General features: G+C 70.9%; 17 protein-coding genes. 4 read left to right on the top strand and 13 right to left on the bottom strand.

Annotated features, from left to right (window positions below; all coding sequences use genetic code 11):
- Window positions 1-61 precede the first annotated feature (61 nt).
- Both A3862_RS10795 and A3862_RS10790 read left to right on the top strand, forming a co-directional pair.
- Window positions 62-955 (top strand): ParB/RepB/Spo0J family partition protein, encoded by an 894-nt coding sequence (locus A3862_RS10795; RefSeq protein ID WP_043761497.1) that lies wholly within the window; start codon window positions 62-64, stop codon window positions 953-955.
- Between the two features lie 136 nt (window positions 956-1,091).
- Window positions 1,092-1,826, top strand: a complete 735-nt coding sequence (locus A3862_RS10790; RefSeq protein ID WP_043759469.1) for an SAM-dependent methyltransferase — start codon at window positions 1,092-1,094, stop codon at window positions 1,824-1,826.
- 7 nt (window positions 1,827-1,833) lie between these two features.
- Here the strand turns inward: A3862_RS10790 and holA are convergent, their stop codons facing one another.
- The 9 genes from holA to A3862_RS10745 form a co-directional block, all read right to left on the bottom strand.
- Complete coding sequence (gene holA, locus A3862_RS10785) at window positions 1,834-2,877, bottom strand: DNA polymerase III subunit delta (protein ID WP_043759471.1); 1,044 nt, start codon at window positions 2,875-2,877, stop codon at window positions 1,834-1,836.
- Window positions 2,878-2,883: 6 nt separating this feature from the next.
- Complete coding sequence (gene lptE / locus A3862_RS10780) at window positions 2,884-3,429, bottom strand: LPS assembly lipoprotein LptE (RefSeq protein ID WP_043346867.1); 546 nt, start codon at window positions 3,427-3,429, stop codon at window positions 2,884-2,886.
- Between the two features lie 169 nt (window positions 3,430-3,598).
- Window positions 3,599-4,555, bottom strand: a complete 957-nt coding sequence (locus A3862_RS10775; RefSeq protein WP_043346866.1) for an AEC family transporter — start codon at window positions 4,553-4,555, stop codon at window positions 3,599-3,601.
- 107 nt (window positions 4,556-4,662) lie between these two features.
- Entirely contained in the window at window positions 4,663-6,906 is a 2,244-nt protein-coding gene (locus A3862_RS10770; RefSeq protein ID WP_043759474.1) for a TonB-dependent siderophore receptor, read from the bottom strand.
- 130 nt (window positions 6,907-7,036) lie between these two features.
- A complete protein-coding gene (locus A3862_RS10765) occupies window positions 7,037-7,915 on the bottom strand; it encodes an acid phosphatase (protein WP_043346862.1) in 879 nt (292 codons plus the stop codon).
- A 159-nt stretch (window positions 7,916-8,074) separates the two neighbouring features.
- Window positions 8,075-8,929 (bottom strand): alpha/beta fold hydrolase, encoded by an 855-nt coding sequence (locus A3862_RS10760; protein WP_043759475.1) that lies wholly within the window; start codon window positions 8,927-8,929, stop codon window positions 8,075-8,077.
- A 40-nt stretch (window positions 8,930-8,969) separates the two neighbouring features.
- On the bottom strand, window positions 8,970-9,815 hold the full coding sequence (gene dapD / locus A3862_RS10755; protein ID WP_043384148.1) for a 2,3,4,5-tetrahydropyridine-2,6-dicarboxylate N-succinyltransferase: 846 nt from the start codon (window positions 9,813-9,815) through the stop codon (window positions 8,970-8,972).
- Window positions 9,816-9,866: 51 nt separating this feature from the next.
- Entirely contained in the window at window positions 9,867-10,358 is a 492-nt protein-coding gene (locus A3862_RS10750) for a cyclic nucleotide-binding domain-containing protein (RefSeq protein ID WP_043384073.1), read from the bottom strand.
- Window positions 10,359-10,423: 65 nt separating this feature from the next.
- On the bottom strand, window positions 10,424-11,110 hold the full coding sequence (locus A3862_RS10745) for a response regulator transcription factor (protein WP_043346856.1): 687 nt from the start codon (window positions 11,108-11,110) through the stop codon (window positions 10,424-10,426).
- Window positions 11,111-11,485: 375 nt separating this feature from the next.
- Here A3862_RS10745 and A3862_RS10740 point away from each other — a divergent pair, with 375 nt between their 5' ends.
- Window positions 11,486-12,043 (top strand): L,D-transpeptidase family protein, encoded by a 558-nt coding sequence (locus tag A3862_RS10740; protein ID WP_043759476.1) that lies wholly within the window; start codon window positions 11,486-11,488, stop codon window positions 12,041-12,043.
- Between the two features lie 15 nt (window positions 12,044-12,058).
- On the opposite strand, the gene A3862_RS10735 is transcribed toward A3862_RS10740, so the two are convergent.
- Complete coding sequence (locus A3862_RS10735) at window positions 12,059-12,811, bottom strand: YggS family pyridoxal phosphate-dependent enzyme (protein ID WP_043346853.1); 753 nt, start codon at window positions 12,809-12,811, stop codon at window positions 12,059-12,061.
- Window positions 12,812-13,203: 392 nt separating this feature from the next.
- Between A3862_RS10735 and leuS the strand changes: the two genes are divergently transcribed.
- On the top strand, window positions 13,204-15,813 hold the full coding sequence (gene leuS / locus A3862_RS10730; protein WP_043759478.1) for a leucine--tRNA ligase: 2,610 nt from the start codon (window positions 13,204-13,206) through the stop codon (window positions 15,811-15,813).
- 264 nt (window positions 15,814-16,077) lie between these two features.
- On the opposite strand, the gene A3862_RS10725 is transcribed toward leuS, so the two are convergent.
- From A3862_RS10725 to A3862_RS10715, 3 genes are read right to left on the bottom strand one after another with little or no spacing between them, the layout of a single operon-like run.
- Window positions 16,078-16,860 carry an ABC transporter substrate-binding protein gene (locus A3862_RS10725; RefSeq protein WP_083935960.1) on the bottom strand — a complete coding sequence of 261 codons (783 nt, stop codon included), beginning with the start codon at window positions 16,858-16,860 and terminating at the stop codon, window positions 16,078-16,080.
- Window positions 16,861-16,875: 15 nt separating this feature from the next.
- On the bottom strand, window positions 16,876-17,646 hold the full coding sequence (locus A3862_RS10720; RefSeq protein ID WP_043346844.1) for a TerC family protein: 771 nt from the start codon (window positions 17,644-17,646) through the stop codon (window positions 16,876-16,878).
- Window positions 17,643-18,596 carry a lipid kinase gene (locus A3862_RS10715; RefSeq protein ID WP_043346841.1) on the bottom strand — a complete coding sequence of 318 codons (954 nt, stop codon included), beginning with the start codon at window positions 18,594-18,596 and terminating at the stop codon, window positions 17,643-17,645. The genes A3862_RS10720 and A3862_RS10715 overlap by 4 nt, the downstream gene beginning before the upstream one ends.
- Window positions 18,597-18,769 lie beyond the last annotated feature (173 nt).

Here is an 18,769-nt window from a genome sequence, read left to right as displayed (position 1 = left end):
TTGATTTGAGCCCCCTCCGGTTCGAAGAGGGGGAGTGTGGAGCGTGACACGGGTGGCGATCATGGCGGAGGAGGGGGCGAAGCCTCGACTGGGGCGCGGGCTCGCGGCGCTGATCGGCGATTTCAACGAGGCGGGCCGTGGGTCGGCCAAGGCCGAGGAGCAGCACAAGGTTCCGATCGAGTTCCTGCGTGCCAACCCGCGCAACCCGCGCCGGAGCTTCGCCGAAACGGAGCTGTCGGAGCTCGCGGTCTCGATCGGCCAGCGGGGCATCATCCAGCCGATCGTGGTGCGGCCGATCGGCGACGTGCCCGGCACCTTCGAGATCGTGGCCGGCGAGCGGCGCTGGCGGGCGGCCCAGCGCGCCGGCCTCGACGAGGTGCCGGTGGTGGTGGTCGAGATCGACGACCGGGGCTCCCTGGAATTCGCCATCCTGGAGAACGTCCAGCGCACCGACCTCAACGCGATCGAGGAGGCGTCCGGCTACGAGCGCCTGATGAAGGATTTCTCGTACACGCAGAAGGAGCTGGCCGAGATCCTCGGCAAGAGCCGCAGCCATCTGGCCAACACGCTCCGGCTGCTCAACCTGCCGCTCTCCGTGCAGGAGCGGGTCTCCGCCGGCGAGCTGACCGCCGGTCATGCCCGCGCCCTGCTGGCGGTGCGCGATCCCGAGGCGACGGCGCGCCGCGTCGTGGCCGAGGGTCTGTCGGTCCGGGACGTGGAGGCCATCGCCTCCGCGGAGGCCGCGCCGGCCGAGGCACCCCGCCCCGGGCGCCCACGCCTCTCGGCCGAGCGCCCCGCGCCGGTGCGCGATCTGGAGTTGCGGATCCACCGGGCGCTCGGCGTCCCGGTCTCCTACAAGCCGAAGGACGCCGATTCGGGCGAGATCCGCATCCGCTACGAGACGAAGGACGAGCTTCAGGCCCTGCTCAACCGGTTCAAGGTCTCGGACGCCTGATCGGGCCCCCTGCCCTGCCGGTGGCGCTTGCAGGCGGGAGCGCGCACCGTATCGGTGGCCGGCGCGCGTGTGCCGCCCGGCCCAGAGTTGGGACATGCGGGCCGGTCCGCAGTCCGGATGACCGGAGGGCCGGACCTTGGCGGACGGTGTCAGCGCGGCGGCTCGGAAATTCGACGCCGACCGGGCCGGCGAATACGCGCAGCAGAGCCGGATCGCCCTGGCCGGCTACGAGGCCTGCCATGAGCTCGCCGCCTGCATGCTTGCCGCCGTCCTGGGCAGCGGCACGCCTGCGCGGCTGCTGATCGTCGGGGCGGGCGGGGGCGGCCCGGAGATCGTCACTGCGGCGGCCCTCGAGCCCGGCTGGCGCTTCACCGCCGTCGACCCGTCCAGCGCCATGATGGATCTCACGATCGCGCGGCTGGAGCAGGACGGTCTCCACGACCGGACCGAGATCGTCCTCGGAACGGTGGATGCCCTCCCCCAGGACGCGGTCTACGACGCCGCGACCCTGATCGGCATGCTGCACCATCTGCCGGGCGACGCGGAGAAACGGGCGATCCTGCAGGCCATCGCCGCGCGCCTGAAGCCGGGCGCGCCTCTGGTGCTCGCCGGCAACCATTACGCGTATGCAAGTCAGCCCCTGCTGCTTGCAGCCTGGGGCGAACGCTGGCGCCAGCACGGCGCCAGCGCCGACGCGATCGAGGCCCGACGCGGGAAGATCCTGCAGGGGGCCGATCCGCCCCATTCCGAGGCGGCCGTCGCGGCCCTGCTGGATGCCGCCGGCTTCGCGCCTCCGACCCGCTTCTTTTCCAGCCTGTTCTGGGGCGCGTGGCTCGCGCTGCGCCGTGCCGGAAGCGCCGACGGCGCCTGAGCCCGGACTAGCGCCGCCGCCGCGCCCCCGCCTCCGCGACCCGCAGGAGGGCCGCCGAGGCCAGGGCGTGGGCTAGGTCGGGCTCCGCCCGCCGGCAGGCCAGGACCGCCGCCTGCAGGGCCGCGACGGCCTGCCGGAGGGTGCCGGGCGGCCAGGCGCCGAGCTGGCCCTCGATGCTGGCCTTGCGCTTGAAATGCAGGCCGCGCCACGTCGCGACCATCATGGCGGGCGTCTTGTCGGGATTGTCGAGCCGGGTGGTGAGCAGCGTCAGGGCGTGCCGCAGCGCCGAGCCCAGCACCACGCCGGGGTCGAGGCCCTCGTGCCGGAAGCGGCGGTAATCGCGCTCCACCGCGTCGCGGCGGCCGTCGAAGGCGGCATCGATCAGGGTGTTGAGCACGCTCGCCGCGACGTCGCTGGTGATCGCCTCCACATGGTCGAGGGTCACGGTCTTGTCCCCTCCCCCCTCGTCCCCGGCGTAGAGGGCGAGCTTCTCGATCTCCATCAGGCTCGCCCGGCGGTCGCCGCCGAGGCTGCGGGCCAGAACCTCCCGGGCGGCCCGGTCGATGCGCAGGCCACGCTCCTGAAGGGTGCGCTCGATCAGGTCCGAGAGGGTCCGCTCGTCGTCGGCGTAGCAGGGGATCGCCAGCGCCTTCGGAGAGCGCTCGCACAGGGTGCGGAGCGGGTTGTTCTTGGCGAGATCCCCGGCCTCGACGACGATGCGGGCGTCGGCAACCGTCGCGCCGAGCACCGCCTCGACGGCGGGGGCGTAATTGCGGGTGCCCGGACGGACCCAGATCGACCGGCGGCCACCGAACAGGCCCATCGTCCCGGCCTCGTCGCACAGCCGGCCCGGATCGGCCGCCAGAGCGTCGCCGTCGATCCGAACCAGCGCGAAGGGATCGGCCGGGTCGTCGACGAAATCCTCGGCGAGCTTCCGGGCCCGCTCGGTAACCAGCCCGGTATCCGGCCCGTAGACGAGGATGACGGGGATGCGCGGATCGGGTCCGCGCCGGATCAGCCCCTCGATCTCACCCGCCTTGACCGCCGTCACGTCGGATTACGGCTTCGTCGAGAGCACGGCGGCGAGGCGGCTCTTGATCTGATCGGACAGCACGCTCGCCAGCCGGATCTCGGCGTCCCGCGCCGCCCGTTGGCTGGCGAAGCGCTGGACCGAGCGATCGTAGGTCGCGGTCGAGGTGGCCACGCCCTCGGTATAGACCTTGGCGCCGCTCATATCCTCGAGGCTGTACTTGATGTTGGCCACCAGGGTGCCGGCCTCGGCGCGGCCGGTGGTTGAGGAGACGATCGGGGTCTGCACGATCTCGGAGCCCGAGAGCTTCAGCCGGTAGCGCTTGGTCGCCGGATGACCGGACCCGTCGAGATCGAAGACCAGTTCGCTGCGCAGGTAATGGCCGAGGCGCTCCTGCCCCTGGGCCATCGCCACGTCGTCGACCTGGACCGAGGCGAGCAGCGCCTGGACGGACTCGCCCGATGCGGTCGGCCCGTAGAGCGGCCGAAAGCAGGCCGAGAGGCTCAGCGCCAGGCCGGTCGCGCAGGCGAGGCGGACGATCCGCCCCGCGATGGAAACTCCCGAACCCACCATCCGCCGTCGTTCCGCCCCCGCTTGTCGGATCGTTCTAGCGCGGACACGGCATGCCGCGCCACGACGCTAGGGGGCAAACGTTACGATTCCTCTGCGGCAAGAGCGTGATCGTCCGGTTTCCGAATGTCATGCCGCGGCGGGAGAGAAATCCGATGACCGGCCGCAAATCCTAGGCGATCGCCGACAGGTAGGCCGAGACCGTGACGATCGCCAGCACCGTCGAGACCAGCACCACGGTAGCGGTCAGGTCGGCCTCGCGCCGGTAGAACTCCGCCAGCATGAACGGTCCGGTGCCCGTGGGGAGGGCGGCCATGAGCACCGCGGTGTGCAGCAGGAGCGGGGGCAGGTCGAACAGGTAGCGGCCGAGGCCGTAGGCCAGCAGCGGATGAAGGGCGAGCTTGAGGCCGACGAGGAGCGCGGCGGTCCGCCCCTGCCCGCCGCCGGCGTGACGGGTCTGGGCCAGGAACAGGCCGAGCGCCACCAGGGCGCAGGGCGCGGCCGCGCCGCCGAGGAGCTTCAGGAAGGTCTCCGCGGATTCCGGCACGGTCAGTCCGGCACTCGGCACCAGGGCGCCCAGCGCCGGCGCCACCAGAAGCGGGTTGCGCATGAGCGAGCGGCCGACCGACCGCCAGACGGGCATGCGGGGGCCGCTGCGGCCCGACGCGGCCGCCTCGCGCCGCAGCCCGGTCTCGATCAGCACGATGGCCACCGCAAACACGCCGCAGACCGTCAGGATCGCCGCCACCGTGGTGGGGGCGAGCGCCTCGGGCCCGAAGGCGACCAGCGCCAGGGGGAACCCCATGAAGCCGGTATTGGCGTAGCCGGCGTTGAGCCCGTCCACCGCGGCATCGGCCAGCGGCCGCCCCTCCCCGCGCCGGATCAGCACGGTGAGGGCGAAGACCGCGAGACTGCTGAGACCGAAGGCGCCGATGAAGCCGGGCTTCCAGATGGCGCTCCAATGGGCGTGTGCGGTGACGTCGAACAGGAGGGCCGGCAGGGCCAGGAAGACCACGAACCGGTTGAGTTCGGTGGTGGCGGCGGCGCCGAGCACGCCGATCCGGCGGGCCAGCCAGCCGGCGAAGATCAGCGCGAAGATCGGCAGCACGACCAGCACGGTCGAGAGCATGGCAGGTCCGGGTCGGAGGACGATGCTCCGGCCTTAGGACGGTTTGCGGGGCCATCTCCAGTGCCGGGGGCGGGGACCTGCCATGCCGCGGCCCCCGCTCACAGGACCTACCAGCGGTAGATCAGGCTGCCGATGACCGTCGCGGGCGCGCCGCGATAGCAGAAGCCGGCTTGGCAGTTGTAGTAATCGCGATCGAAGATGTTGAACGCGTTGATCTGCGCCCGGAAGCCTTTGTACTTCGGATCGAGCGCCGCGAAGTCGTAAGCGACGAGGGCGTCGAACAGCGTCACGGTCGGATTGCGCACCGTGTTCTCGTCGTCGGCGAAGCTGTTGGCGTTGAACCGGATGCCGCCGCCGATCGTCAGGCCGCGCAACGCGGAGGAGGGCGGGAACAGGTAGGTCAGGAACGACGCGAAGGTGTCCCCCGGAATGCCGGAGAGCTGGTTTCCGTCGATCGCCGCACCGGTCACGGCCGAGGTCTGCTTCACGAAGCGGAAGTCGAGATGGGTGTAGGCGAGCGTCAGGTTGGTCCCCGGCGCGAAATTCGCCGTCGCCTCCATCTCGAAGCCGCGCGAATTGACTTCGCCGGTCGCAACTTGGTTGGCAAAGTTTGTGGGATCCTGGCGCAGAATGCTCGTCTGATTGATATCGAAGCCTGCGATGCCGGCGCTGATATTCGTGCCCGGGATCAGGTATTTCACACCCGCCTCGATCTGGTCGCCTGTGGCCGGGCGATAGGGACGGCCGGTAACGGTGTTGACGCCGACCTGGGGGGTGAAGGTCGTCGCATAGCTCGCGTAGGGCACGAGGCCGGGCGCGAGTTCGTAGTTCAGGCCCGCCCGGTAGGTGAAGGCGCTGTCGTTCTGGCTCTGCGGTCCGGCGACGACGCCCCGCGTCACGCTCGCCGTGTCGGAGGCGACCCAGTCCTGCCGTCCGGTCAGCGTCAGGACAAACTTCCCCCACTTCGCCTGTTCCTGGAAATAGACGCCGACCTGATCCTGCGCCTGTCGCGAGGAGCGATCGATGCTGGGGCGCGCGATCGGCTGGCGACCGTAGTTCAAGGTGAGCAGGTTGAGATCGGGCGCCACGCCGAAGCCGGCGACGCTCGAGAAGTCGTAATGATAGTAGTCGATGCCCGTCAGCAGCGTGTGGGCGATCGGGCCGGTGTGGAGATGACCCTCGAGTTGGGTGTCCACCGCGAAGGAGGCCAGCGATTGCTTGAACAGGCCCGTGGAGCGCTGCGCGCTGAGGCCCGTCACCCCGTCGACCTGCGTGTACGAGAAATTGGCATCGACGCCGGAATAGCGGAAGTTCTGCCGCAGGATCAGGTCTGGCGAGAACCGATGCTCGAAGGCGTAGCCGATCCGGTGCTGATCCGTCCGGTAGGTGTTGAGCGCGCCGTCACCCGAGTAGATCCGCGACACGCGGAAGCCGGGGAAGTTGTAAAAGCTCGCATTGCCCGGGACGTTCGATTCTTGGAACTCGGTCAGCAGCGTAAAGGTCGTGTCGGCCGTGGGGCGCCACGTGAAGGCGGGCGCGATCGTGAACCGGTCGTCCCGGACGCCGGGGCCGGGCAGGAACGTATTGGATTGCCGGGCGACGCCGGTCAGCCGGTAGGCCATCGTGCCGTCCGACCCCTCCACCGGGCCGCCGATATCGAAATTGCCCTGGTAGCGGTCGAAGTTGCCTCCCTGGAACCACACCTCGCCGAATTGGGCGAAGACCGGCCGCTTGCTGGTCACGTCGACGATGCCGCCGGGCGAGCCCAGGCCGTATAGGCCGGAGGCCGGCCCGCGCAGGATCGTCAGGGCTTCCGTTCCGTAGGGTTCGATCCGGGGAACGGCGAAGCCGACTCCGGTCTGGCGCAGGCCGTCGCGGAACACACCGTCGTAGGTCTCCGCAAAACCGCGAATGTAGAACGCGTCGGCCCGCGGATCGAAGCCGAACACGTTGCTCGACACGCCGGGCGTGTACGCCACCGCCTCGTTGAGGCTCTGCACGTTGCGGTCGTTGAGCTGCTCGCGGGTGACCACGGAGACCGATTGCGGGGTCTCGATCAGGGGCGTGTTGGTCTTCGTGGCGGTCGGGCTCACCCGCGCCACGTAGCCGGTGATGCCGGAGGGCCCGCCGCCGCCGCCGCTGGTGGCGGCGCTGCCGCCGTCACCGCCGCTGACATTGCCGCCGCCGCCGCCGGATCCCGTCGGAGCCGCCACGGCCGGCCGGGCGGCCTCCACGGAGATCTCGTTGAGCTGCACGGCGGTCTCTTGCGCGGCAGCCGCCGGGGCGAGGGCAATCGTGGTCAGCGCCGTGGTGGCGAGCAGCAGGCCGGACTGGGCGATACGGAATGACATCGGAGACCCCGAAACGCGCCCTTACGCGGCGCCTGGGGTCCACGTACCATCGTTCACGGGTCCTTGAGCAAGCCGAAAACGTGTTGTAAATCACACACTTAGAAGACTTCAAATCTGGAACGGTTCGAGCCTAGAACTCGAGCGGCGGCTCCCGCAGGGCGTCGGCCTCCCGGGTACAGGCGGCCTGATCCGGCACCGTCCCGGCGCCCGCCATGGCGCTCCGGAGCTCGGCCCGGGCCCGGTCGAGGTCCGCCCGGAAGGTTGCATCCCCCATCAGGGCGGCGAAGACCGCGGTGCCGGTGAGGCGTCCCGCCGCCACGTCGCTGAGCCAGTGCACGCCGCAGACGATCCGGCTCTCGCCATAGGCCCGGCCGCGGGTCAGGATCGGCGTCGCCTTCTCGGGAACCAGGGATGCAAGGATCAGCGCGTAGGCCCACCCCTGGGTGGCGTGCCCGGAGGGATAGCTGAAGCTGTCGGCCAGGGCTTGGCTGCGCTGCACGCAGATCGGCGCCTCGTTGCCCACGAACGGGCGCAGGCGGCGGTAATGGACCTTGGGGCCCCGCGTCGCCCGGGCGAGGTCGAGGCGGGCGCGCTCCAGGAGGTTGATCACCGCCGGCACCCGCGCCTGATCGATCCGGGTGCCGAGGACGCAGGCGAAATTCTCCAGCACCGCCGCCGCGCCCTCCGCGACGTCGTTGGCGGCCAGGTCCCAACGGGCCGTTCCCTTGAGGACACGGGTGCTGTTGAAGGCCGCCCGGTCGGCCTTGTCGAGGGGCGCGTCGTGGGCCGGCGGGGCCGGCAGGATCTGGACGGCGTCCGGCACCGCCGCGTCCGCCAGGTAGGGCTTCACGGCCGGCTTGCCGGGCTTCAGCGTCTCGGCGCCCAGGGACGGGGCTGCAGGGGTCATCGCCGGGGGGTGGTGGGGCGCATCCTCAGCCCGGGCCGCGACGGCCAGGAGGAGGGCGAGGGCGGCCGGGGCGAGGAGAGGCAGGGACGGCGTGCGCAGCATCGGATCCGGGGCTCTATCGGATGGAATCTGCGGGGCGCGCCCGCTGCCGGACGAACGGCTCAGCCGGCCCATCCAGTCCCTGCACAGGCGCCCTCTTCTGTCCAGGGTGACGGTGCCGATCCGCGCCGACTGTCACGCGTGATCGCGCCCCCGCCGCGATCACGCCGCCCGGATCGCGGCGGCCACGGCGCCCGGATGCTCCTCGTGCGGGCTCAGGGCGCCGGGGATCGCGGCGCCGGTCACGCGGCCGCCGGCGATGAGGGCGTCCATCTCGGCGCCCGAGCGCCGGGGTGCGCCCTCGGGCCGCAGCACCAGGGTCGGCGGCAGGCCGTCCCCGACCAGGGCCAGGAAGGCGTCGCGGCTGCCCACCGGATCGAGGCCTCCGGTGACGAAGGCGGCGGTGCCGAAGCGGCCGTTGCGCTGGCGGGTGATGGCGTGCTTGTCGCGGATCAGAGCCGGGGTCACCCGGGCGGCGTCGGCATAGACATGGGCGCGCATCATCCGGCCGATGATCGGTGGGCTGATGTTGATGCGGTAGAGCGCCTCGCCGAGGAGCGGCGCCTCCACGGCGCGGCGGATGCGCGGGAACCAGTGCGCCCGTCCCGGCATCGCGGTGGGCAGCGGCCCCCGCCAGGTCGGCGCCACCAGGACCAGGCGCGCGAAGGCCTGCGGATGGCGCCGCGCCGCCGCCACGAGGTAGCCGGCGGCATGGCCGGCCGCGACGCCGAGCGCGTACGGGCCGGGGGCGGCGGCGAGCAGGGCGTCGAGGAAGGCGTGGAAGGTCGCGGGGGCGAGGGGCACCCGCGTCCGCGGCCGGGCGCCGAAACCGGGCCAGTCGGGCACGAGGCAGCGATACGCGGTTCCCAGGTCGCGGGCGAGGTCCCGCATCTCGGCGCGCGCCGAGATGGTCGACAGGGCCGGGAGCAGAAGGGCGTCGGGCCCCGCTCCGAACACGTCGCAGGGGGTCGGCACCGGCCGGCCCGCCACCGTGAGGTTCAGCTCCAGCGTCTCCATCGCGCTCCCGCCAAGCACGCTCCCGCCCAGTCTCAGGACATCAGGTGCGCAGCAGCTCGTTGATGGCGGTCTTCGACCGGGTGCCGGCATCGACGCGCTTGACGATCACCGCGCAGTAGAGGCCCGGGCCGGGCGATCCGTCCGGGAGCGCCTTGCCGGGCATCGTGCCCGAGACGACCACGGAGTAGGGCGGCACGCGGCCGTACATCACCTCGCCGGTGGTCCGATCGACGATCTTGGTGGAGGCGCCGATATACACGCCCATGGACAGGACGCTGCCCTGGCCGACGATGACGCCCTCCGCCACCTCGGCGCGGGCGCCGATGAAGCAATCGTCCTCGATGATCACCGGGTTGGCCTGGAGCGGCTCCAGCACGCCCGCAATGCCGGCGCCGCCGGAGATGTGGCAGTTCTTCCCCACCTGCGCGCAGGAGCCGATCGTCACCCAGGTGTCGACCATCGTGCCCTCGCCCACATGGGCGCCGAGATTGACGAAGCTCGGCATCAGCACGGCACCGGGGGCGATGTAGGAGCCCCGGCGGACGAAGCAGCCCGGCACGGCGCGCAGGCCCGCGGCGCGGAACTCGGCCTCGCCCCAGCCGGCGAATTTCGACGCGACCTTGTCCCACCAGGGCGCGCCGCCGGGGCCGCCCTCGATCGTCGCCATGTCGTTGAGGCGGAAGGAGAGCAGCACCGCCTTCTTCAGCCACTGGTTGACCACCCAGTCGTGGTTGCCGCTCTTCTCGGCGACCCGTGCCTTGCCCGAATCGAGCAGCTCCAGGGCCGTCTCGACCGCCTCGCGCACCGCCCCCTGGGTGGCGGTCGAGATGTTGGCGCGGTCTTCCCAGGCGGCTTCGATGGTCTGGGCGAGATCGGAATGGGGCAGGCCGGCCTGGGACATGGAACGGGTCAGAACTCTTGCGGCGGGAGCCCGTGCTTACAAGCGGCCATCGGAGCTGTCACCTGAGGAGATGCCGTCGATGACCTCGAGGAGCCCGCGCACCTGATCGAGATCGGTCACCAGCCCGGCGAGGTCGTCCGCCAGGGTGTCGTGGACGGCCTGCGCGGCCGCGGGGAATTCCTCCAGCACCCGGCGCATCAGCATCGGCGTGATGCGCATCACCGCGGCGCTCCCCTCGGCCCGGGCCTCGGTCGGGCGGGTCCCGCGCACGAACAGGGCGAGCTGGCCGATCAAGGCGGAGCGCCCGGCCCGCACCGGCTCGGCCCCCGGGGACCGGGGTGCCAGCCGGATCGTCCCGGCCATCACCACGAAGCCGCCATCGGCCGGATCGCCGCGGGAAAACAGCAGGTCGCCGTCCGCGAGGTCGCGGCGCTCCGCCGCGAAGGTCAGCAGGCGCAGGGCATCCCGGTCGAGGAAGCCGAACAGCGGTGCGGCCGCGAGGATCGCGATGTCGTCGTCGAGCCCCAAGAACGCCTCACCACCCTGCGCATACGCGAACCTGCCGGATCGCCTACACGTAAAGCTTCAATTCGTCAGGGCAGCAACTTGTATCCGCCCCCCTCGGTCACGAGGATCGCGGCGGTGGCGGGGTTCGGCTCGATCTTCTGGCGCAGCCGGTAGATATGCGTCTCCAGCGTGTGCGTGGTCACCTGGGCGTTGTAGCCCCAGACCTCGGCGAGGAGGGTGTCGCGGTTCACCACGGCCCGGCCCGCCCGGTAGAGGAAGCGCAGGATCGCGGTCTCCTTCTCGGTGAGCTTCAGCTTCGAGCCGCGCTCGCCGACGAGGAGCTTGGCCCCCGGCCGGAACGTGTAGGGGCCGATCTGGAACACCGCGTCCTCGGAGGCCTCGTGGCTGCGCAGGTGGGCGCGGATCCGGGCCAGCAGGATGCCGAACTTGAACGGCTTGGTGACGTAGTCGTTGGCGCCGGCCTCCAGCCCCTCGACATGGTCCGCCTCGGAATCCTGGGCGGTCAGCATGATCACCGGGCCGCGGAAGCCGCCGGCCCGCATCCGGCGCACGGCCTCGCGCCCGTCGAGGTCGGGCAAGCCGACATCCATCACGGCGAGGTCGATGCGCTCGGCGGCGACCCGTCGGATCGCGTCCGTGGCGTTGGCTTCGGTGAAGACCGTGAACTCGTCGCAGAGATCGAGCTGCTCGGTGAGGGTATCGCGCAGGATCGCGTCGTCGTCGCAGATCAGCAGGCGGTAGGCATTCGGCATCGTCCGGGGCCCCAGAGCAGGCTGCGGGAGAGGCGGGGGCCGCCTGCCGGGTGCAGCATGCGATGACGTCAGGATCTCGGCAGGATCGCGGCGCGACTCTACCGAGGCTTGTGTTTCCGCATCCTTTCGCCGCCACGGCAATCGCCGCGGTGAACGGGCTGCGGGATCGGGGCGCACCGCTTCAGGATCAAGGCGTCGGACCCCACGGCGAGGCGGTGGGCTGGCTCCCGAATCCCGGCTCGGCGGCCCGGGTTCAACCGAGAAATAGAGCGCCCTTTGTGGCCGGAAGTTGCCTTGCGCGCAATTTTTCACCGGTTCGGAGTACGGATCTCGGGCATAAGGCGCGCCGGACCGGGTGGATTCGGGAGGACGGAGATGCGGCGGCCGAGCAGGGGACCCGTCCGCCTGACCCTGGGGGACATCCGCGTGCGGGCCACGGTGGGGGACCGGCGGCGCGGGCAGCTCCTCGTCGGCCCGGCGGTGATCCCCTGCGCCCTCGGGGCGGGCGGGATCGTGATCGACAAGCGCGAGGGCGACGGCGGCTCGCCGCGCGGGCGCTTCCGCCTGCGGGCCGGCGCCTACCGGCCCGATCATCTCGGGATCCGGCCGCGCACGCTGCTGCCCCTGCGGGCGACCCGGCCCGACGACGGCTGGTGCGACGAGAGCCGGGACCGCCGCTACAACCGGCCGATCCGCCTGCCGGCCCCCGGGATCAGCGCCGAATCGATGTGGCGCGGCGACGGGCTCTACGACGTGGTGATCGACCTCGACTACAACCGCGCCCCGATCCGGAAGGGGCGGGGCTCGGCGATCTTCCTGCACATCGCCCGGGACGGCTACCGCCCGACGGAGGGCTGCGTCGCCCTGGCCCGGGCCGACCTGCTGCGGCTGCTGCGCCGCCTCGGGCCGCGGACGCATCTGCGGATCGGCTGAGGCCCGACCTCAGGCTCAGGCCTTCCGGGTCCGGGCCCCGAAGATCGCGGTCCCGACCCGGACATGGGTGGCGCCGAGCTGGATCGCCGCGGGGAAATCCGCGCTCATGCCCATGGAGAGGATCGGCAGGTTGTGGGCCTTCGCGAGCCGGGCCAGCAGGGCGAAATGGGCCGAGGGCGGATCCTCCGCCGGCGGGATGCACATCAGCCCCTGAATGGCGAGGCCGTGGGTCTCCTGGCATTCGGAGAGCAGGGTGTCGAGTTGATCCGGGAGCACGCCGCCCTTCTGCGGCTCTGCGCCGGTATTGACCTGGATCAGAAGCTTCGGCGTCCGGCCGGACCGGTCGATCTCCTTGGCCAGCGCCGCCGCGAGCGACAGCCGGTCGAGGGAGTGGATCACGTCGAACAGGGCGACCGCCTCCCGGGCCTTGTTGGATTGCAGCGGCCCGACGAGGTGCAACTCGACATCCGGGTAGCGGGCCCGGAGGTCCGGCCATTTCGCTACGGATTCCTGGACGTAGTTCTCGCCGAAGACCCGCTGTCCGGCCTTGAGCGCCGGCAGGATGCCCTCGGCCGGCACGGTCTTGGAGACGGCCACGAGCTGGACCGTGGCCGGATCGCGCTCCGAATCCTCGGCGGCCCGGGCGATGGCCGCCCGGACCTCGGCGAGACCCGCGGCGACATCGGCCTGCCCCACCGGAAGCTTCGCGGTCACATGCCCCATCCCGTCGGTGGGAGGCGCGCTGGGTTCGGTCTTCGCGTCGTCCATGGCCTTGCCTGTCCTGTCGCTGCCGGGCGGCGGCCCGTGCATCCCCGCTGCCGTGATTCTCGAGGGGACGGTCATCCTGTCCAACCCCCTCATCCTGAGATGCCGGAGCGCCGCGGAGGCCTCGAAGGAGGGTCCCGGCGGTCCGCCCCCCTGCAGCCCGCCGTCGAGGCGGCGGCGCAGCGTCTCAGGATGAGGGGGTTGGATGGGATCGCTCCGGCGCGACCCCGCCTCATGTCCCGTCTCTCCCTGTCCGACCTATGCGTTCGCGCGCCCCGCGCAAGCCCGAATCGCGCGCTGCGTTGACCGGCTGCGGCGCAGATATGCTATCGCGGCGCGACCGTGCCGTGGTCATCCTTCGGAATGACCGACGAGCCCCTGACCCAGCCGGATCCATGACCAGCACCGCCCCCCAGCCCGTCGAGCGCTACAACGCCAAGGATGCCGAGCCGCGCTGGCAGGAAGCCTGGGCTGAGAGGCGCCTGTTCGAGACCGACAATTCCGACAGCCGTCCGAAATACTACGTTCTTGAGATGTTCCCCTATCCGTCGGGGCGCATCCACATGGGCCATGTCCGCAACTACGCGATGGGCGACGTCGTCGCCCGCTACAAGCGCGCCCGCGGCTTCAACGTGCTGCACCCGATGGGCTGGGACGCCTTCGGCCTGCCGGCCGAGAACGCCGCCATGGAGCGCAAGGTCAACCCGCGGGACTGGACCTACGCCAACATCGCGTCGATGCGCGACCAGTTGAAGGCCATGGGCCTGTCGCTGGACTGGAGCCGGGAGATCGCGACCTGCGATCCCGACTATTACAAGCATCAGCAGCGCATGTTCCTGGACTTCTTGGCGAAGGGCCTCGTGACCCGCCGCACCGCCAAGGTGAACTGGGACCCGGTGGACCACACCGTGCTCGCCAACGAGCAGGTGATCGACGGGCGCGGCTGGCGCTCCGGCGCCCTGGTGGAGCAGCGCGAGCTGACCCAGTGGTTCTTCAAGATCACCGACTTCGCCGAGGACCTGCTGACCGCGCTGGACGGGCTGGACCGCTGGCCGGAGAAGGTCCGGCTGATGCAGAAGAACTGGATCGGCCGCTCGGAGGGCCTGGAGGTTCTTTTCGCCCTTGTGCCGGATGCCCACGCCGCAGCTGCCCAACCTGCGGCCGATGGGGTCCTCCGTGACATCAAGGTCTACACCACGCGGCCCGACACCCTGTTCGGCGCCAAGTTCCTCGCCGTGGCCGCCGATCATCCGCTGGCGGCAGCGGTTGCCGCAACAAACCCCGCTCTCCAGGCCTTCATCGAAGAATGCCGGCGCACGGGCACGGCCCAGGCGGCGATCGACACGGCGGAAAAACTCGGCTTCGACACCGGCCTCACCGTCCGCCATCCCCTGGACCCGTCCTGGACGCTGCCGGTCTACGTGGCGAATTTCGTGCTGATGGAATACGGCACCGGCGCGGTGTTCGGCTGCCCGGCGCACGACCAGCGCGACCTCGATTTTTCGAACAAGTACGGGCTCGGCAACACGCCGGTGGTCTGCCCCGAGGGGCAGGATCCGACGACCTTCGTCATCACCGACACCGCCTATGTCGAGGACGGGCGGATGATCAATTCGCGCTTCCTCGACGGCATGAGCACCGGGGAGGCCTTCGAGGCCGTGGCGCGGCGCCTGGAAGGGGAGGGGATCGCCAAGCGCAAGGTGCAGTTCCGCCTGCGCGACTGGGGCGTCTCCCGCCAGCGCTACTGGGGCTGCCCGATCCCGATCATCCACTGCGAGTCCTGCGGCCCGGTCCCGGTTCCGGTGTCCGACCTGCCGGTGAAGCTCCCCGAGGACGTCTCCTTCGATCAGCCCGGCAACCCGCTGGAGCGCGACGCGGCGTGGCGGAACGTGCCCTGCCCGCAATGCGGCGCGCCGGCCCGGCGCGAGACCGACACGATGGACACGTTCGTCGATTCGTCCTGGTACTACGCCCGCTTCACCGCGCCCTGGCTCACGGACGCGCCCACCGACCGCGCCGTGGTCGATCGCTGGCTGGCGGTGGACCAGTATATCGGTGGCATCGAGCACGCGATCCTGCATCTGCTCTACGCCCGGTTCTTCATGCGGGCGATGCGCGAGACCGGCTGGGCCGGCGTCTCCGAGCCCTTCGCCGGCCTGTTCACGCAGGGCATGGTCGTCCACGAAACCTACAAGGACGCGGCCGGCGCCTGGGTGCCCCCGGCCGAAATCCGCTTCGCCACGGAGGAGGGCGAGCGCCGCGCGTTTCACGTGAAAACTCAGGCGCCGATCACGATCGGCGCCATCGAGAAGATGTCGAAGTCGAAGAAGAACGTGGTCGACCCCGACGACATCATCGCGAGCTATGGGGCCGACACGGCGCGCTGGTTCATGCTCTCCGACTCGCCGCCGGAGCGCGACGTGATCTGGACCGAGGAGGGCGTGCAGGGCGCGGCCCGCTTCGTCCAGAAGGTCTGGCGGCTGGTCAACGCGGCCGTGCAGGCGACCGGCGACGGCGCCGCGGACCTGCCCCTGCGCAAGGCCGCCCACCGGGCGCTGGCCTCCGTGCAGGACGATATCGAGCGCCTGCGCTTCAACCGTTGCGTCGCCCACATCTACACGCTGGCCAACGCCCTGGAGGATGGCCTGCGCGGGCCGGTCTCGGGACAAGCGGCGCGGGAGGCCGCCGGCATCCTGGTCCAACTCATCGCCCCGATGATGCCGCACCTCGCCGAGGAGTGCTGGTCCGTCCTCGGCCGCGGCGGCCTCGTGGCCCAGGCGCCCTGGCCCGAGACCGAGGCGGGGCTCCTCGTCGAGGACGAGATCACCTTGCCGGTCCAGATCAACGGCAAGAAGCGTGCGGACGTCACCGTGCCCCGCGATGCCGACGCCAAGGCCGTGGAGGCCGCGACCCTGGCGCTGGAGGCGGTCCAGAAGGTCCTGGAGGGCAAGGCGCCCCGCAAGGTCATCGTCGTGCCGGGGCGGATCGTGAACCTGGTGGTGTGAGGCGTCGATCTGCCGATCCCATCGGGAATCGACTCCATCCCACCCTCCATCCTCATCCTGAGGTGCCGGAGCGCAGCGGAGGCCTCGAAAGAGAGCTTCCGCCAGCCGGGCGATCCCGGGTGCCCTCCTTCGAGGCCCGCCGACGCGGGCACCTCAGGATGAGGGCACGGGTGAGGTCAGCGGATTCCAGGGCGAGGACGGCTCTGCCGGGCCTCTGTCACAGCGCCGGGTTGACGAAGGCCTCAGCGCGCCGCGTGACGCCCCTCAAGGCGCCGCCAACTCCGGGTCCTGCCCGCTGGCTTCCAGACCGCGCCGCACCAGTCCGTCCCGCTTCGCCTGCGCGATGAACGCGGCGAGGTAGGCGGCCCCGGCCGCGCGTCCGACCGGCAGGCCCATGGCCTGCGGGATCTCCATGAAGTGCCCCGGCAGCAATCGCACCTCCGGATGCGCCGCCGCGTAGGCGGCCAGCGGCTGATGCACGCCCGCCGCCACCTCCAACCCGTCCCGCACGAAGGCCGTCACCGCCTCGGCCGAGGTCGGTGCCCGCACCAGGGCCGCGTGCGTCAGGGCGCGGGTCAGGAACAGGTCGTAGGCGCTGCCGCGCCCCACCGAGACGCGTACGCCGTCGCGATCCACCGCCTCCGGGGACCGGAGCGGCGAGGCGGCCGGCACGAGGTAGCTGCCGGCGATCAGCACGTAGGGCTCGGTGAAGCTGATCCCCTCGGCGCGCTTGGGGTCGATCGCCAGGAAGCAGATGTCCCAGGTTCCGGAGCCCGCCGAGCCCGAAACCGCGCCCGCTCCCGGATAGGTGATGAACGCCACCGGCACCCCGAGCCGCGCCGCCAGGGCCCGGGCCAGATCCACCGAGACCCCCGCGGGCCCGTCCGGGCCTCCCTGAGCGAGCACCGGGTTGCCGAGATTGATCGCCGCCCGGAGCGTGCCTGTGGGGGCGAGGTCGTGCAGGACCGTCGGATCGGGTGCCATCGGTCTCGTCTCGGCATGTGCGGCGGCGGGGAGCAGCAGGAGGAGGGCTGCGCGGATCCACATGACGGTCGCTCCGCCTCAGGCGCGCCGCGCCGGCCCGGTCGACGCGGGGACGCCGTCCCGGGCGGGACGGCGGCGCCGGCGGGCCAGCATGTTGAGGCTCTCGACGCCGGCCGAGAAGGCCATGGCCGTGTAGACGTAGCCCTTCTGCACATGCGCGCCGAACCCCTCGGCGATCAGCGTCATGCCGATCATGATCAGGAAGCCGAGCGCCAGCATCACCACGCTGGGGTTTCGGGCGATGAAGGCCGAGAGCGGCTCGGCGGCGACCAGCATCACCACCACGGCGGCCACCACCGCCACCATCATCACCGGCACGTGCTCGGTCATGCCCACCGCGGTGATGATCGAGTCGACGGAGAAGACGAGGTCGAGGAGCAGGATCTGGCCGATCGCCGCGCCGAAGCCCAGGCTGCCCCCGGTTGGCCTGTCCGTCTCGGGCTCTGGATCCACCGTGTGATGGATCTCCTTGGTGGCCTTCCACAGCAGGAACAGGCCGCCGCCGATCAGGATCAGGTCGCGCCAGGAGAAAGCCTGGCCGAGCACCGCGAAGACCGGTTCGGTCAGCTGCACGATGAACGCCACGGTGCCGAGCAGCCCCAGCCGCAGGATCAGCGCGAGCCCGATGCCGATACGCCGCGCCCGGGTCTGCTGATCGGCCGGCAGCTTGTTGGTCAGGATCGAGATGAAGATCAGGTTGTCGATCCCGAGCACCACCTCCATCACCACCAGGGTGGCGAGGGCGGCCCAGACGGCCGGCTGGCTCGCGAGTTGGAGCAGGTCGGTCACAGGCTGGGGGCCTCACTGGTCGGGAACAAGCGGCTGCCCAGGGTGGTCAGGTCGAACGGGCTGGGGCCGCGCACCGGCTCGGGGGCCAGCACCCGCAGAATCTGCGGGAAGACCTTGAAGTGGGCGGGCGTGTGCGTGGTCAGCTCGCCGTCGGTGTTCACCGGCCGGGGTCTGCGGGTGGAGAGGCGGATCTCCTGCGCGTGGAACGCCCGCACGTCGGCCGCCCGTCCATGCGTGCCCCGCCGAAGCGCCGGGAGCAGGGTGATGAGCCGCCACCAGTGATCGATCTCCAGGCTGTAGAAATCCAGCTTGCCGTCATCCACCGCGGCCATCTCCTCGACGGTCATGCCGCCGCCATAGTGGCGGCCATTGCCCACCGAGACCTGGATCGTGGTGACCTTCTCCACCGTGCCGTCATGCTCGATCGTCACGGTGAAGGGCCGGACACGGCGCAGCACGCGGACAGCCGCGACCGCGTAACCGAGCACGCCCCAGGTCTTCTTGGATTCCGCCGTGAGTTCGCCGGCGAGTTCGGCGGAGAAGCCGATGCTCGCCACGTTGAAGTAGTAGTGACCGTTGACCCAGCCGAGATCCACCGGCCGCGCCTCGGCGGCGGGGATGAAGCGGGCGGCCGCCAGGGGATCCAGCGGCAGGTTGAGGGAGCGGGCGAGGTCGTTGGCCGTGCCGAGCGGCAGGATGGCGAAGGGCAGGCCGGCCTCCACCAGAGCCGGGGCGGCGTAGTTCATGGTGCCGTCGCCGCCGCCGAGAATCACGAGGTCGACCGCGCCGGCGCGGTCGCGGATGACATCCCGGCAATCGGCCTCCGGCGACGGCTCCTCCGGCTCGATCCCGCCCTCCCGCAGGATGGCGCGCACCTCGTCGAGATCCAGGGCGCCATTGCGGGCCTTGGCGTTACAGATCAGCAGGGCCCGGCGCTGGCGCGTGCTCATCGTGTGCGTCCGGGACGGGTGCCGGACGGCGTTTCGGTCTCAGGTCGGGCCAAGGGATCCTCGGTGCACGGCGGCAAGGGGGTGCCAGGGGAACGCGGGAACGGCGAAAGGCCGAGACTGTCCCCGACTTGGTACCCAAACGCACGAACGCAACCCCATCATCCCCGCAATCC

It is taken from the genome of Methylobacterium sp. XJLW, assembly GCF_003254375.1.
Taxonomy (GTDB): Bacteria; Pseudomonadota; Alphaproteobacteria; order Rhizobiales; family Beijerinckiaceae; genus Methylobacterium; species Methylobacterium fujisawaense.
The sequence above is the reverse complement of the archived record's forward strand: the minus strand, read 5'-3'. Positions and strand labels throughout refer to the sequence as shown.

Bases quoted from the DNA above. Each gene is read 5' to 3' on its own strand.
- A3862_RS10795 (WP_043761497.1), top strand. From the start codon at position 62: ATGGCGGAGGAGGGGGCGAAGCCTCGACTGGGGCGCGGGCTCGCGGCG.
- lptE (WP_043346867.1), bottom strand. From the start codon at position 3,429: ATGGTGGGTTCGGGAGTTTCCATCGCGGGGCGGATCGTCCGCCTCGCC.
- A3862_RS10775 (WP_043346866.1), bottom strand. From the start codon at position 4,555: ATGCTCTCGACCGTGCTGGTCGTGCTGCCGATCTTCGCGCTGATCTTC.
- A3862_RS10770 (WP_043759474.1), bottom strand. From the start codon at position 6,906: ATGTCATTCCGTATCGCCCAGTCCGGCCTGCTGCTCGCCACCACGGCG.
- A3862_RS10765 (WP_043346862.1), bottom strand. From the start codon at position 7,915: ATGCTGCGCACGCCGTCCCTGCCTCTCCTCGCCCCGGCCGCCCTCGCC.
- A3862_RS10760 (WP_043759475.1), bottom strand. From the start codon at position 8,929: ATGGAGACGCTGGAGCTGAACCTCACGGTGGCGGGCCGGCCGGTGCCG.
- A3862_RS10745 (WP_043346856.1), bottom strand. From the start codon at position 11,110: ATGCCGAATGCCTACCGCCTGCTGATCTGCGACGACGACGCGATCCTG.
- A3862_RS10740 (WP_043759476.1), top strand. From the start codon at position 11,486: ATGCGGCGGCCGAGCAGGGGACCCGTCCGCCTGACCCTGGGGGACATC.
- A3862_RS10735 (WP_043346853.1), bottom strand. From the start codon at position 12,811: ATGGACGACGCGAAGACCGAACCCAGCGCGCCTCCCACCGACGGGATG.
- leuS (WP_043759478.1), top strand. From the start codon at position 13,204: ATGACCAGCACCGCCCCCCAGCCCGTCGAGCGCTACAACGCCAAGGAT.
- A3862_RS10725 (WP_083935960.1), bottom strand. From the start codon at position 16,860: ATGTGGATCCGCGCAGCCCTCCTCCTGCTGCTCCCCGCCGCCGCACAT.
- A3862_RS10715 (WP_043346841.1), bottom strand. From the start codon at position 18,596: ATGAGCACGCGCCAGCGCCGGGCCCTGCTGATCTGTAACGCCAAGGCC.